This window comes from Ureibacillus thermosphaericus, from assembly GCF_002370195.2.
Lineage (GTDB): Bacteria > Bacillota > Bacilli > Bacillales_A > Planococcaceae > Ureibacillus > Ureibacillus thermosphaericus.
On the sequence record NZ_AP018335.1, the window covers coordinates 1 to 13,174 of the forward strand.

The following is a 13,174-nucleotide window of genomic DNA, read 5'->3' on the forward strand; positions in this document are numbered from 1 at the left end:
AGAGCTTCATTCTTTTTTATTTGCAATGAAATGAACGATATTCCGTTTCGTTCGTGTGAGCAACAATCAATTCATCTGCGCTGATTAACGCAAACCGGCCAGCTTTGAAGTTTCCTTCTTGAGATAAATGATAATAAGTGCCATAGAAAACTTCTCATCGAGTTTCAACATTTTCTTGAAACTCCATAATTCCTCGGTTTGCTTTGTTTAGTTCTCCGTCAAATCGATATGCACGTGGATCGGATTCCGAACCGTATTCAGCAATTGTTGAAAAATCGATGCTACCTGTTAGATCAGCGATGTCTTGTGACTTTGGATCGGATGGAGTAAACGTTCCAATTCCTACACGTTTATCTTCTGAGAAGAAGATTCGCTCCACCATTACATCTTCAATGCGGCCACCATATTCTTGTTCCAAACGTAATTGATTTAATGGCGATAAACTTCCTTCAATACGTATACCCGTATTCTTTATAAAAATCTTCTCGCAAGTGATGAGGGATTAAATGCAGTGGATCTTCATGCATAGGACAACCCTTAATTGCATATACCGCTCCTTCATCGGTGCGGGAAATATTTTTTCCAATCCGCGTTTTTAACAAAGTAACAATTGTTGATTTACCACCGCTGACAGGGCCCATTAAAAGCAAAATCCGTTTTCGCACGTCAAGTCTTTTGGCTGCCGGATGGAAATATTCTTCCACTAAACGTTCAATTGCTGATTCTAATCCAAAGATTTCATTGCTAAAAACTTATAGATTTTTTGTCCATTTTTTTCCTCAATCCCTGCACTTTTTATCATATTGTAAACTCTGGAATGAGCAGTTTGTGCAACTTCTGGGCGTTTTTTCACTATTTCTAAATACTCAGCAAAGGTACCTTCCCACTTCAGCTTTTCTTCTTCTTCTCTGTACTCTTTCACTTTCTTTAAAATGTCGATAGCGCCTTCCCTCCATTCAGGGCTAATTTATAACATAGTATGATTACGTTTTGTTTATGATACCACTGATTTTTAATTTAGCTAGTTTTGGAAACGAACATAATGAGATAGAAAAAAGCTCTCCTAAGAGCACTACTGCTTTAGGAAAGCTTTTGAAGATTGTTCAATAATCATGTTATGTTGTTGCATTATAAATATGAATAAATTTTATTATCCGCCATAATAGAAACCTGTTTCTTTCATTGTTAGCGGATTCCTTCCTCACACCAGCATTAATCACTTCACCAACGTAAATATAGTGGTCACCTTTTTCAATCTTGTCCACCACTTTACATTCAAAAAGCTTAATGCATCTTTAAAGATTGGACACCCTGTTTCTTCAGTGTAAAATTCGTAACCCGCTAGTTTATTGCCTTCAGGTTGTAATGATTTAAAGAAAGCCGTTACCATATCTTTGACCCAGTTTCTAAAATATTTACACTAAATACCCCACTTTCAGCAATTTGTTTTTGAGAGCGTGTACCTTCTTTGGCAGCGATGGCAACGAGAGGAGGTTCAAAAGAAAGTTTGTGTTAAAAAGTTTCCTGCGAAGCCGTTAACTCCTGAGTCATCTTTCGTTCCAATAATATACAGTCCATATGTGATGCCTCTTAGCGCAGTTCTTTTTGCTTTTGGATCCATTCCAACCCCTCCTATGATCTTTTTTTCTAATTCAAATTATACAAACATTAGCAATATTTTTTCCACATTTCAGAACATATTTGTTCAGAATACTAATGAAACTAACTTCAATTTTTTAAAACAATAAAAGGAAATAAATAAGAAAAAGCCGTCTAGTTTTTAACTTTTCTAGACAGCCCACAAAAACTACTTTTTACTTTTTCTTATATATAAGATTCCTAATGTGTTTGGTCCGCAGTGAGTCGAAATGGTACATCCGGCGTTGTCTCAATAATCTCTTCAAATGATGCATATTGTTCAATTGCCTCTCTTACTTTTAGAACCGTTTCGGATGAAATAGGAATGAGTAATAAACACTCTTGAATAATCGATGTCATCATTATTTTCAAAACGGTCTTTACATAATTAACGATACAGCGATCGAAGTTCCCACGATATTTTTTTCCAACAATCATTTTACCATCTACAACTTCAATGGAAGGTTTAATTCTTAACAATGTAGCACCGAAAGCTTCAATTCCGGACAGCGTCCGCCTTTTCGTAAGTATTCAATCATCAATCACACATTTGCATCTACCTAGGAATAATCTCTTAAATGTTTTATGATTTCTTCTGGTTGTGCTTTTTTTGCCAAAAGTGCCGCTTCGTAGACAAACATGCCCACTTCCAGTAGAAAGGTTGCTTGAATCTACAACGAACACATTATCAAATTGTTCCGATGCAATTTGGGCATTTGATAGCAAGAGGAAAACCAGAACCTAAACTAATATGTATCACAGCATCGTAATGCGGTGATAGCTCCTTGAATAAATTTTCATCAAATACATTTACCGCAGCCGTTTTACAAGTTTTTCCTTCTTCACTTACATAACGAAAGATATCTTTTGGCGTAATATCAATTCCATCGCGAAAATCTTCCTCGTTAATTAACACATGTAATGGCATTAATGAAATATCTAACTGCTCAATAATTTCAGGAGATAAATCGCAAGTGCTATCGGCTGTTATTTTAATCATACGGCTCACCTCTATTTTCATAATCCCAACAAAATTTCTTCAATTATAACATAATTCTATATTAGAAAAAAATCATTGAGAAATGATCATCGACATTCCACTGAACTCTTATTTGTTCTTTATCTGTTCAAAAAGTTTTGAAATATCTTTGAACTACTTTCTAATGCCTTTTATTTTATGTTTTTTGGAAGTACAATCTTAATAAAGAAATGAAAAGCTTTAGCTGATGAATGACTCAACTATCCCGCTTAGTTGCTCATGTTTTTTAAACATGTTCAAAATATTCACAACCCCTTTCTTATCTATAAGGTGCGAGAATAACCCGCATCTCTTTTTTTCTAGCTTTTATAACCCTTAATAAGAATTCCTTTTGCCAAATAATTTGATAAACTAAATGAAATGATTTCGTTTGTAAGTTAATGAAAGAGGGATGGTTGTGAGTATAAAGAAGGTATCAATTATCGGTTTAGGTGCATTAGGCATTATGTATGGTCAACATTTTTCTCAAAAACTTCCGAAAGAAAATGTACGAATCATAGCCGATAAAAAACGTATTGAAAAATATCAAACTGAAGGGGTATTTTGCAACGGAGAACGATGTGAATTCCACTTTGTAACACCTGATGATGTAGAACCTGCAGATTTACTTATTTTTACTGTTAACGGTTTAGAAGAAGCCATTCAATCTGTTAAGCACCAGGTGAACATACGATATAATCATTTCGGCATTAAATGGCATCATCAGCAAGAAATGATTGGACAAGTTTACGGCTTTGAAAAGGTACTTTATTGTGTCGCTCAAGGAATGGATGCAGTAAAAATTGATAACAAATTAACATTTGAACATAAAGGAATGCTCGTCTTTGGTGATAGAAAACCAGGAATCCTTAGTGAAAAAACAAAAAGATTAAGCGAATTTTTCAAATCTGTTGAACTTCCACATCAAGTGGATACAAACATGCCCCATCGAATTTGGGGCAAATTCATGCTAAACGTTGGAGTCAATCAAACGGTTGCCGTTTACAATAGCAATTATGGGGAAGTACAAAATGAAGGTGAAGCAAGAAATACGATGATTGCTGCTATGCGAGAAGTTATTGCTATTTCAGATAAAGCTGGTGTTCCATTGACAGAAGATGATTTAAATTACTGGCTTGATGTATTAGATACTCTCAGTCCAGAAGGAAAACCATCAATGGCACAAGATGTCGATGCAAAACGACTAAGCGAAGTTGAATTGTTTGCTGGAACTGTATTAAAACTTGGCAAAAAGTACGGAATTGATACACCGGTAAATAAAATGCTGTATGAAAAGATTAAAGAAATTGAATCTGAATACGTTTATTGATTAGAAATATTCGTGTTATAAGAGAGAGGACTGTGCAAAAGTTGATGACAGTCCTCTCTTTATCATTTCTCATTTGAAATAAGGCTTAGCTATAACATTTTCGATTCATGGAAACTGATAATAGCCAAAATCAATCACTTAATAGTCAAACTAAAATGGATAATAGTCAAATGTGCGAACTTAATTGCCAATCGTTTTAATTTCGATTTAGGGAAAACCGATAATAGCCAAAATCGATCACTTAATAGTCAAACTAAAATGGATAATAGTCAAATGTGCGAACTTAATTGCCAATCGTTTTAATTTCGATTTAGGGAAAACCGATAATAGCCAAAATCGATCACTTAATAGTCAAACTAAAATGGATAATAGTCAAATGTGCGACCTTAATTGCCAATCGATTAAATTTCGATTCGGGAAAGACCGATAATAGCCAAAATCGATCACTTAATAGTCAAACTAAATTGGATTATAGTCAAATGTGCGAACTTAATTGCCAATCGATTAAATTTCGATTCGGGAAAGACCGATAATAGCCAAAATCGATCACTTAATAGTCAAACTAAAATGGATAATAGTCAAATGTGCGAACTTAATTGCCAATCGTTTCAATTTCGATTCGGGAAAGACCGATAATAGCCAAAATCGATCACTTTATAGTCAAGCTAAAAAGATAATAGTCAAAGTTTGCAAAATAATAGCCAATATCGATAGTTATTACTAGACTATGATTTGCCCATTACCTTCCGCTTCCCATTTCGCTACTTCTTCACGTACAATTGGTGCAACTTCTTTCCCTAACAATTCGATGCATCTCATCACATCTTCATGAGCCATTGAACCAACTGGGCAGTGGAGCATAAAGCGAGTAACTCCAACATTTTTACGCAAGAAAATAATTTTATCTGCTACCGTTTTTACATCGCCACAGTACAATGCTCCTTCTAAACTTCTAGCATAATCAAATGTCGCTTGCGTATATGGTCCCCATCCTCGTTCTCTACCTAAAACATTCATTGCGTATTGGGTTGGAGGGAAGAACTTTTCAACCGCCTCTTCTGTCGTTTCCGCAACAAATCCATGGGAGTGAGATGCTACTTTTAGTTTGGAAATATCATGTCCTGCTTCTTTTGCTGCACGATAATATAACTTCACTAAAGGAGCAAATTGTAATGGACTGCCGCCGATAATCGCTAAACATAAAGGTAAGCCTAACGCACCTGCTCGAGCTACCGATTGAGGCGTTCCACCACTAGCAATCCAAATCGGAACTTCATTTTCTGGTCTTGGGTATACTCCTCGACCATTAATACTTGGACGATGTTTACCGTTCCAATGAATGATTTCTTGTTTCTGTATTTGTAGTAATAAATCTAACTTTTCCTCGAATAATTCATCATAATCCTGTAAGTCATAACCAAATAACGGAAAAGATTCTATGAAAGAACCCCGGCCTGCCATAATTTCTGCACGCCCGTTCGAAATTGCATCCAATGTAGCAAATTGCTGATACACTCTCACTGGATCATCTGAAGATAATACAGTTACTGCGCTCGTTAATTTAATATTTTTTGTTTTCGTTGTGGCCGCAGCAAGCAATACAGCAGGTGATGAACAAGCATAATCTTTTCGATGATGCTCACCTACTCCATAAACATCTAATCCCACTTCATCAGCTAGTTGAATTTCTTCTACAACTTCTCGAAGTCGCTCCGCATGACTTATCACTTTTCCCGTTCTTACATCTGGCGTCGTTTCTACAAATGTCGTTAACCCTATTTCCATCCTCATTCCCTCCACATACAAAACATATTATCTCGAAATTGAAATATTTTTCTTTGTAATCATACACAAATATTAGGATGATTATCAAATATTCTGTTTTTAATTCTCATCCTTTTTTAGAATATATTCAGCTCCAAAAGTTAAAAAATAATATAAAAAACAAGGAATGAATGTAGATGAAAGAAAGAAAAATTTGAAAGCAAAGTAATTGAATTTTTAATGATTTTGATGTTCAGTTTTGGTATTGTTATCACATTATTCAGTTTGATTTCTATTGAACTAAATGTATATGATATTAAATTGTATTTCATGATTTTCATTACTTTGGTGATATTCTACAAGCCTTTTAGAACTTCAAGTTTTCGTTTTATTTTTTATTTAATTAATCGTACATTGCATTTAATAAAAACCGTTCACACTGACAACGATCTTTTACAGAAAGAACTTATACAATTGAATAATTTGCTAGAAACGGAGTACATCCATCTATTAAAAAAACTTTTTGAAAAACATCGTTACGTAGCACTTATTACAAAGGACATTGAAACTTTCAATGTGGATCTTATTTTATGGAAAGGTACGAGAAAATATATAATACAGATTATAAAAGGGGCAAATGCAGTTGACATCCGAAAGGTTCAACAAGTTGCTGTCAATATAAAAACATACAGTGCAGATGGCGCAATGATTATTACAAATCAATCTTTTACACCATCTGCCAAAAAGTTTTCTTCCTTAAACCATATACTTTTAATTGATCACGATGAATTAATAAATATGATGCAGGATGAAAATAAAAAGTTCGTTTTCCAAACCGCATTATATTTATCACAACATAAATAATAATAAGAATTCGCTAGCTAAATTGAAAGGAGCTAGCGAATTTTGCATTCATAAAAAATATTTCAATCATCTACTTCTAATGTTCTTTTTTTACTCGATTCATTAAATACTCAACAAACACTTCATCACGTACTAGATAGGCTTCATACATCCTCTTTAAATATTTTTCTGCTTCTTCAAAACTTGCAAAAGTTGTTTCTATTAATTGTTCTGGATTTTTCAATCATCCAAACGCCATCTTTTTGTAATATAAAATAATTGTTATCATCGGCATCAGCATACATCGTACCAAAAGAAGATTCCTTTACATTATACCGATTATATTTCGCATCTTGAGGCATTGGATCAAGCTGAAAAGTATTTTGTACAAATATTTGATATGTTTCCTCTGTTAAGTTACAAACCGCTGCCTTTTGATGTCCTCCTCCGCCATACACTGCTGCGATTTCCGAAACATCCACATGGTCATGAATAGTGCGGAAAGAAATTTTTTTACTTCCCATATTCAATATAGCGATATAGTCAAGATGAGGATGTTCTTTACTTAATTCGTTTCCTAATTCTGAATGATAAGATTCTGCATATACAACTCCAGCAAAATACTCATCATTTTTTATTTGCACTACCTCTCTTTTTTTGCGACGAATATATCGTTCTATCCGATCTTCTTAATTCATCAAAATCGAAGTGTTCAGAAGAAGTTAGTCTGTCAATCATCGTTTCTTCAAATTCATCGATGGACACTAAGAAAAACAATGAATTTAAGAAATGGGCTTTATCATTATCGTTTTTCCCACTCCCAAGTATCATATTGTCTTACGTGCTCCACAAATTCATCAATTGCCTCTGTTGGCTTTAATAACTCGTTTGCAACTAAAAACTGATAAAATAATGAAGTTGCACTTTCTAGCTTCCCTTCCTCATTTTCGACTAATACCGTTCCCCAATCATATTCATTAAAATGCAACGCTGTTTTATGATGATCAATAAGTTGAATATTTTTATATTGTTTAAAATGTGCATTTAATCTTGTGTCATTTTCTTCACTAGGTGATAAATCTGTAATAAATAAAAAAGTATCAGGCAAATCATTTTCTAAAAAGTATTCAATTTCCCGTTCAAGTGAAGCAATTGAATTATATCCTACTTTTACATCTTGTCCAAAGGCAAGTTTCGCTGAAATGCCACATCCAACCCCATCTAAATCATTGTGGGACAGCAATTTATATATTCTATTTCACCAGTAGTATGGATGCTTTTTATAAAAACAACAGCAATATTATTGCAAAGAAGTTAGAATTCCTTTTAAATTTTCAATTTAACAAAATTTTCGATTGAAAATTTAAAATTTTTCTGCATATTGTACAAAATTCAATCATAAATGATATTTAAATACTTAATTGTTATTGCTTTTCCAAATAAAAGGAGCTACAATTATATACAATTATCCATCGACTTATTTCAATATTGCTTTGAAGTAAGGATAGAGGTGCAAAAACCAAGAGTACACAGTTTGAGGATAATGAGGTCCAATGATAATTGTGGAAAGGGGGATTTGCCGAAGTCCCTAGAAACTCATTTTTCTAGGGGCTGGTTCTGCATTGAATAAGTGTAGGACTGTCATATAGGAAACTATATGGAGGGCTATCTTACGCAAAAAATCTTCCTTTTTGCAACAACGAGGCTCTTCGTTGTTGCTTTTTGCGTTTATAAAGAAATTGCCCTTCTCCATTAAATAACATTGAAAAGGATGTGGAGAAGAATGAATTTCGGAAGAGTATTAACAGCAATGGTAACGCCATTTGACAAAAATGGTGACGTAGATTTTGAGGCTACGGAAATTCTAATTCAACATTTAATTGAAAACGGCACAGACGGATTAGTGGTATGTGGTACAACTGGAGAATCTCCTACTTTAACAGATGAAGAAAAAGTAGAACTGTTTAAATTTACTGTGAAGACTGTAAATGGTAGAGTTCCTGTAATTGCAGGTACGGGCTCTTATAATACGAGAGCTTCCATTGAACTTACTAAAAAAGCAGAAGATGCCGGGGTGGATGGCATCATGCTTGTAACTCCATACTACAATAAACCAAACCAAGAAGGAATGTATGAACACTTTAAAGCAATTGCACAAAATACAAAACTGCCAATTGTACTCTATAACATTCCTGGCCGTAGTGTCGTCAATTTATCCGTTGATACGGTAGTTCGTCTTGCGAAAATACCGAATATTGTTGCAATTAAAGAGGCAAGTGGAAATTTAGATGCAATGGCACAAATTATCGAAAACACGCCAAATCATTTCTCACTATATAGCGGGGATGATAGCTTAACATTACCAACATTAGCAATTGGTGGTACAGGAGTAATTTCCGTTGCTTCTCATATTATCGGCAATGAAATGCAATCTATGATTAAAAATTTCTTCATTGGAAATATTCAAGAAGCTGCAAAAGAACATCGAAACCTGTTACCAATTATGAAAGCGATGTTCATTGCACCAAATCCTGCTCCTGTTAAGGCAGCATTAAATATGAAAGGCATAACAGTTGGTGGTGTTCGTCTTCCACTAGTGCCATTAAACGAAGAGCAACAAAAAATGCTAGATTATTTATTAAGAAATACACAATTACAATTGATTTCATAAATATTCTCCTGCCATGAAAATGGCAGGTTTTTATTTTGATAAATAATACTTGGTGGAAAAGTAAATAAAATATTCGATAGGAAAATGAATAGTGATATAATAGCATTTGTGAATTTTAGGCATTTAACTAAATTCATAAGTGCTTATTTTTTTATCTTCAATATGTCACAATTCAACTTTGTTGGAGGATATGATTTTGCTCAATTTACTATTAGCCATTTTAATATTTATCATCACGCTCATACTCGTAATTCGCCAACCAAAAAATATCAATATCGGTTGGTCAGCCTGCTGTGGCGCAATAGTTGCATTGATTGTTGGAGTAGTGGATATTAATGACGTCTTTGAAGTTGTTAACATTACTTGGAATGCGACATTATTATTTATTGCGATTATAATCATTTCCTTAATATTGGATCAAATTGGTTTATTTGAATGGTCTGCACTGCACATGGCTCGCATAGCAAAAGGGAACGGTATTAGAATGTTCATTTACGTTACAGTTCTTGGAGCTTTTGTTTCAGCCTTCTTTTCAAATGATGGTGCAGCATTAATTTTGACCCCTATTGTTCTTGCAATGGTTCGAAATTTAAATTTTAATGAGAAAATGATTTTCCCTTTTATTATGGCTAGTGGTTTTATAGCTGACACTACTTCCCTCCCTTTTTTAATAAGTAACTTAGTAAACGTAATCGCAGCAGATTTTTTTGGAATCAGCTTTATGGAATACTCTTTACGAATGATTATTCCTAATTTCTTTTCATTAATAGCAACCATTATCGTTCTATTTTTATACTTCCAGAAATCTATTCCATCAAAGTATGATGTAATGATGCTAAAAAATCCACGGGAAGTCATACGGGATGAAAAGATGTTTAAATTAGCGTGGCCGGTAATGGCAATTTTATTAACCGGTTATTTTTCAGCTGAATGGATTCATGTACCCGTTAGTATTATTGGTTGGATTATGGCGATATTCTTATTGGCGATGGCTCGAAAAAGTTCAGCAGTCAATACAAAAGCCGTAATAAAAGGAGCGCCATGGAATATTGTATTTTTCTCCATCGGTATGTATTTAGTCGTTTATGGATTAGGAAATGCAGGTTTCACGAAAGGACTAGCCTATGTTATTGAATGGACAGTGCAAGGAGGATTATTCACTACTACGATTGGAATGGGGTATATTGCAGCCTTCTTATCTTCAGTTATGAATAACTTACCTACAATTATGATTGACTCATTAGCAATAGCGGAAACTTCCACGTCAGGTGTAATTCGCGATTCTTTAATTTATGCCAATGTAATCGGCTCAGATTTAGGTCCCAAAATTACACCAATTGGTTCACTTGCTACGCTTGTGTGGCTACATGTACTCTCAAACAAGGGGATTAAAATTTCTTGGGGAGCTTATTTTAAAATGGGGATTATCCTGACACTTCCAATACTATTCTTCACATTAGTTGGTTTATATTTGACGTTATTATTATTTTGATTCTTTATTTTTATATGAGTAAAATTTAATTATAATGGTTACAATAATAACACACCTAAGAACATTTGAACTTAGGTGTGTTTATTATTGCCAATTATTCTGAGTTTCCTTTCAATTGTTGTTGAGCCATTTGCACAAGACGTTTCGTAATTTCTCCACCAACTGAACCATTAGCTCGGGAAGAAGTATCTGGTGAAAGGTTTACGCCAAACTCTTGTGCAATCTCATATTTCATTTGATTCAATGCAGCTTCTGCCCCTGGGAATACTAGTTTGTTAGAACTACGATTTGTCATGTTGTTCACCTCCTTGTGCCATTAGAATGCTCAAGCTATAGCTTTTAATACTTTAGAAATGTAGGGAACATTGAGATTCACTGGAAAAAACAGATTATTTAAGTTGTAACAATATTACAATAGCGTCATATATTCTAATTTTTTCCTCCTAATCAGTATGTTAATATGTTAGTTAGTTAACGTTAACTTTAGGAGGAGCAATTCATGTATAAAATACGAGGGCATCATCTATTTTGCCTTGTTGGTTTTAGAGGTATGGGATATTCTAAAGAATTTGCGGAAAATATGAAGCGCATCCACCAAGAACTTAGGAAAAACCCCAAGACTTTAATTCACATCATCGAGGGCATCGATCAAATTTGTGAAAAATACCCAAACTGCGGAAAATATCATTGTCAAGATGAAAACATCTACATAAGAGATAAACAAATTTTGGAAAAGTTAGGGATACAGATTGGTCAAACTCTCACTTGGGAAGAAATTGAGTCTCGCATTCAAAAATTCGCAACTCCTGAAGATATAGATATTCTTTGTGAAAGTTGTACATGGCGTTCCTATGGTGTATGTAAAGCAGGCATCCAAAGAATCTTAAATGGCGAAGGTTTATGGGAAGTAAATAAATAACCATTTATAAAAATCTCCTGGTGAGGAGATTTTTTATTTTATCTAAATATAAATACTATTTACATTTTTCCGAAATAACAAATTTCTTTGGATTTTAAAAATTCGTGCTAAACTATATCTATCTTAAATGTCCTTTTCGTGTAAACATTTGTATTTGTAAGCAAGATTTTAATCTTTGGAGGTTTTTATGAAAAAACTATTTCATACATGGAGTCAAATTAGCTTAGTCAAACGAATTTTAATCGGTTTAATTTTAGGTATTCTTCTAGCTATTACAATACCTGATACTTTCAGTTGGGTATCCATTTTCGGAAACTTGTTTGTCGGTGCATTAAAAGCCGTGGCACCAGTACTTGTATTGGTATTGGTTATTCAAGCGATTGCAAACCATCGAAGCGGAACAAAAACCAATATGAAATTGATTTTAATTCTTTATGCTATCGGTACTTTTTCCGCTGGTGCAATCGGTGTCATTGCCAGCTTCATTTTCCCAACGACACTGACATTAAAAATGAGTGCTGAAGATGTGTCTCCTCCAGAAGGTATTGCAGAAGTTTTTGAAACGTTGCTTTTTAATGTTGTTAGTAATCCGGTAAATGCTCTTATGAATGCAAATTACATTGGCATATTGGCTTGGGCCGTTCTTCTAGGAATTGCGCTTAAGAAAGCAGCAGATTCAACAAAAACCATGATTGACAATCTTTCAGAAGCAATTTCAACAATTGTGAAATGGGTAATTGAATTTGCACCTATTGGTATTATGGGGCTTGTCTTTGATGCGATAGCAACAAATGGTCTTTCCACATTAGTTGAATACGGAAAATTGCTAATTGTTCTTCTTGGCTGTATGTTCTTTGTTGCATTAGTTATAAACCCGCTCATCACATTTATTTTTACAAAGCAAAATCCATATCCGCTTGTATGGATGACATTAAAAGAAAGTGCAATTTTTGCGTTCTTTACACGTAGTTCTGCTGCAAACATTCCGGTCAATTTGGCATTATGTGAAAAATTAGGTTTAAATAAAGATACTTATTCTGTATCTATTCCATTAGGTGCCACAATTAATATGGCGGGAGCTGCAATTACAATCTCTGTATTAACGCTTGCAGCAAGCCATACACTAGGAATTGAAGTAGATGTAATGACCGCTATCATATTAGTAGTACTTTCTGCACTTTCTGCTGCAGGAGCTTCTGGTGTCGCTGGAGGATCATTGCTTTTAATTCCTGTCGCTTGTAGTCTTTTTGGAATTTCCAATGATATTGCTATGCAAGTTGTAGCTGTTGGATTCATTATTGGCGTATTACAAGATTCTTGTGAAACTGCATTAAATTCATCATCCGACGTATTATTTACAGCAACAGCTGAATGGGCAAAAGAGCGTAAATCAAATTAATAATAGAATATGTATAAATTATTAAGGCACTGCTCTCATTTCTTATTACAGAGCAGTGCCTTTAATCAAATTCGTCTATATCACCATATAATTCAACATG

The 13,174-nt window shown here is 34.2% G+C and carries 12 protein-coding genes, 3 pseudogenes and 1 riboswitch; of the genes and pseudogenes, 6 read left to right on the top strand and 9 right to left on the bottom strand.

Annotated elements, in window-relative coordinates; all coding sequences use genetic code 11:
* Window positions 1-16: 16 nt before the first annotated feature.
* From UtA1_RS17945 to UtA1_RS17395, 6 genes and pseudogenes are all read right to left on the bottom strand, one after another.
* Window positions 17-418: pseudogene (locus UtA1_RS17945) on the bottom strand (hypothetical protein).
* Window positions 419-449: 31 nt separating this feature from the next.
* Window positions 450-704 (bottom strand): P-loop NTPase family protein, encoded by a 255-nt coding sequence (locus UtA1_RS17950; protein WP_408647305.1) that lies wholly within the window; start codon window positions 702-704, stop codon window positions 450-452.
* 20 nt (window positions 705-724) lie between these two features.
* Entirely contained in the window at window positions 725-922 is a 198-nt protein-coding gene (locus UtA1_RS17955) for a hypothetical protein (RefSeq protein WP_408647306.1), read from the bottom strand.
* A 228-nt stretch (window positions 923-1,150) separates the two neighbouring features.
* Window positions 1,151-1,621: pseudogene (locus UtA1_RS17875) on the bottom strand (flavin reductase family protein).
* A 218-nt stretch (window positions 1,622-1,839) separates the two neighbouring features.
* On the bottom strand, window positions 1,840-2,118 hold the full coding sequence (locus UtA1_RS17390; RefSeq protein ID WP_197722730.1) for a hypothetical protein: 279 nt from the start codon (window positions 2,116-2,118) through the stop codon (window positions 1,840-1,842).
* Between the two features lie 208 nt (window positions 2,119-2,326).
* On the bottom strand, window positions 2,327-2,638 hold the full coding sequence (locus UtA1_RS17395; RefSeq protein ID WP_197722731.1) for a DegV family protein: 312 nt from the start codon (window positions 2,636-2,638) through the stop codon (window positions 2,327-2,329).
* Between the two features lie 436 nt (window positions 2,639-3,074).
* On the opposite strand from UtA1_RS17395, the gene UtA1_RS00020 reads away from it, so the two are divergent.
* Window positions 3,075-3,986, top strand: coding sequence for a ketopantoate reductase family protein (locus tag UtA1_RS00020; RefSeq protein ID WP_408647307.1), 912 nt, complete (start codon window positions 3,075-3,077; stop codon window positions 3,984-3,986).
* A 720-nt stretch (window positions 3,987-4,706) separates the two neighbouring features.
* Here the strand turns inward: UtA1_RS00020 and UtA1_RS00025 are convergent.
* Window positions 4,707-5,771 (bottom strand): LLM class flavin-dependent oxidoreductase, encoded by a 1,065-nt coding sequence (locus tag UtA1_RS00025; protein WP_096549639.1) that lies wholly within the window; start codon window positions 5,769-5,771, stop codon window positions 4,707-4,709.
* A 453-nt stretch (window positions 5,772-6,224) separates the two neighbouring features.
* Here UtA1_RS00025 and UtA1_RS16875 point away from each other — a divergent pair, with 453 nt between their 5' ends.
* On the top strand, window positions 6,225-6,614 hold the full coding sequence (locus tag UtA1_RS16875; protein WP_172597790.1) for a restriction endonuclease: 390 nt from the start codon (window positions 6,225-6,227) through the stop codon (window positions 6,612-6,614).
* A 76-nt stretch (window positions 6,615-6,690) separates the two neighbouring features.
* On the opposite strand, the pseudogene UtA1_RS00035 reads toward UtA1_RS16875, so the two are convergent.
* Window positions 6,691-7,845 (bottom strand): annotated as a pseudogene (locus tag UtA1_RS00035) (DHH family phosphoesterase).
* A gap of 245 nt (window positions 7,846-8,090) precedes the next feature.
* A riboswitch (Lysine riboswitch) is annotated at window positions 8,091-8,269 on the top strand.
* Window positions 8,270-8,376: 107 nt separating this feature from the next.
* Between UtA1_RS00035 and dapA the strand changes: the two are divergent.
* Window positions 8,377-9,264, top strand: coding sequence for a 4-hydroxy-tetrahydrodipicolinate synthase (gene dapA / locus UtA1_RS00040; RefSeq protein WP_096549641.1), 888 nt, complete (start codon window positions 8,377-8,379; stop codon window positions 9,262-9,264).
* A gap of 190 nt (window positions 9,265-9,454) precedes the next feature.
* Entirely contained in the window at window positions 9,455-10,756 is a 1,302-nt protein-coding gene (locus UtA1_RS00045; protein WP_168412208.1) for an arsenic transporter, read from the top strand.
* A 94-nt stretch (window positions 10,757-10,850) separates the two neighbouring features.
* On the opposite strand, the gene UtA1_RS00050 is transcribed toward UtA1_RS00045, so the two are convergent.
* On the bottom strand, window positions 10,851-11,051 hold the full coding sequence (locus UtA1_RS00050; RefSeq protein ID WP_016837937.1) for an alpha/beta-type small acid-soluble spore protein: 201 nt from the start codon (window positions 11,049-11,051) through the stop codon (window positions 10,851-10,853).
* Window positions 11,052-11,255: 204 nt separating this feature from the next.
* Between UtA1_RS00050 and UtA1_RS00055 the strand changes: the two genes are divergently transcribed.
* Window positions 11,256-11,675, top strand: a complete 420-nt coding sequence (locus UtA1_RS00055; protein WP_016837938.1) for a DUF1284 domain-containing protein — start codon at window positions 11,256-11,258, stop codon at window positions 11,673-11,675.
* A 187-nt stretch (window positions 11,676-11,862) separates the two neighbouring features.
* A complete protein-coding gene (gene sstT, locus UtA1_RS00060; RefSeq protein ID WP_096549642.1) occupies window positions 11,863-13,074 on the top strand; it encodes a serine/threonine transporter SstT in 1,212 nt (403 codons plus the stop codon).
* Window positions 13,075-13,174 lie beyond the last annotated feature (100 nt).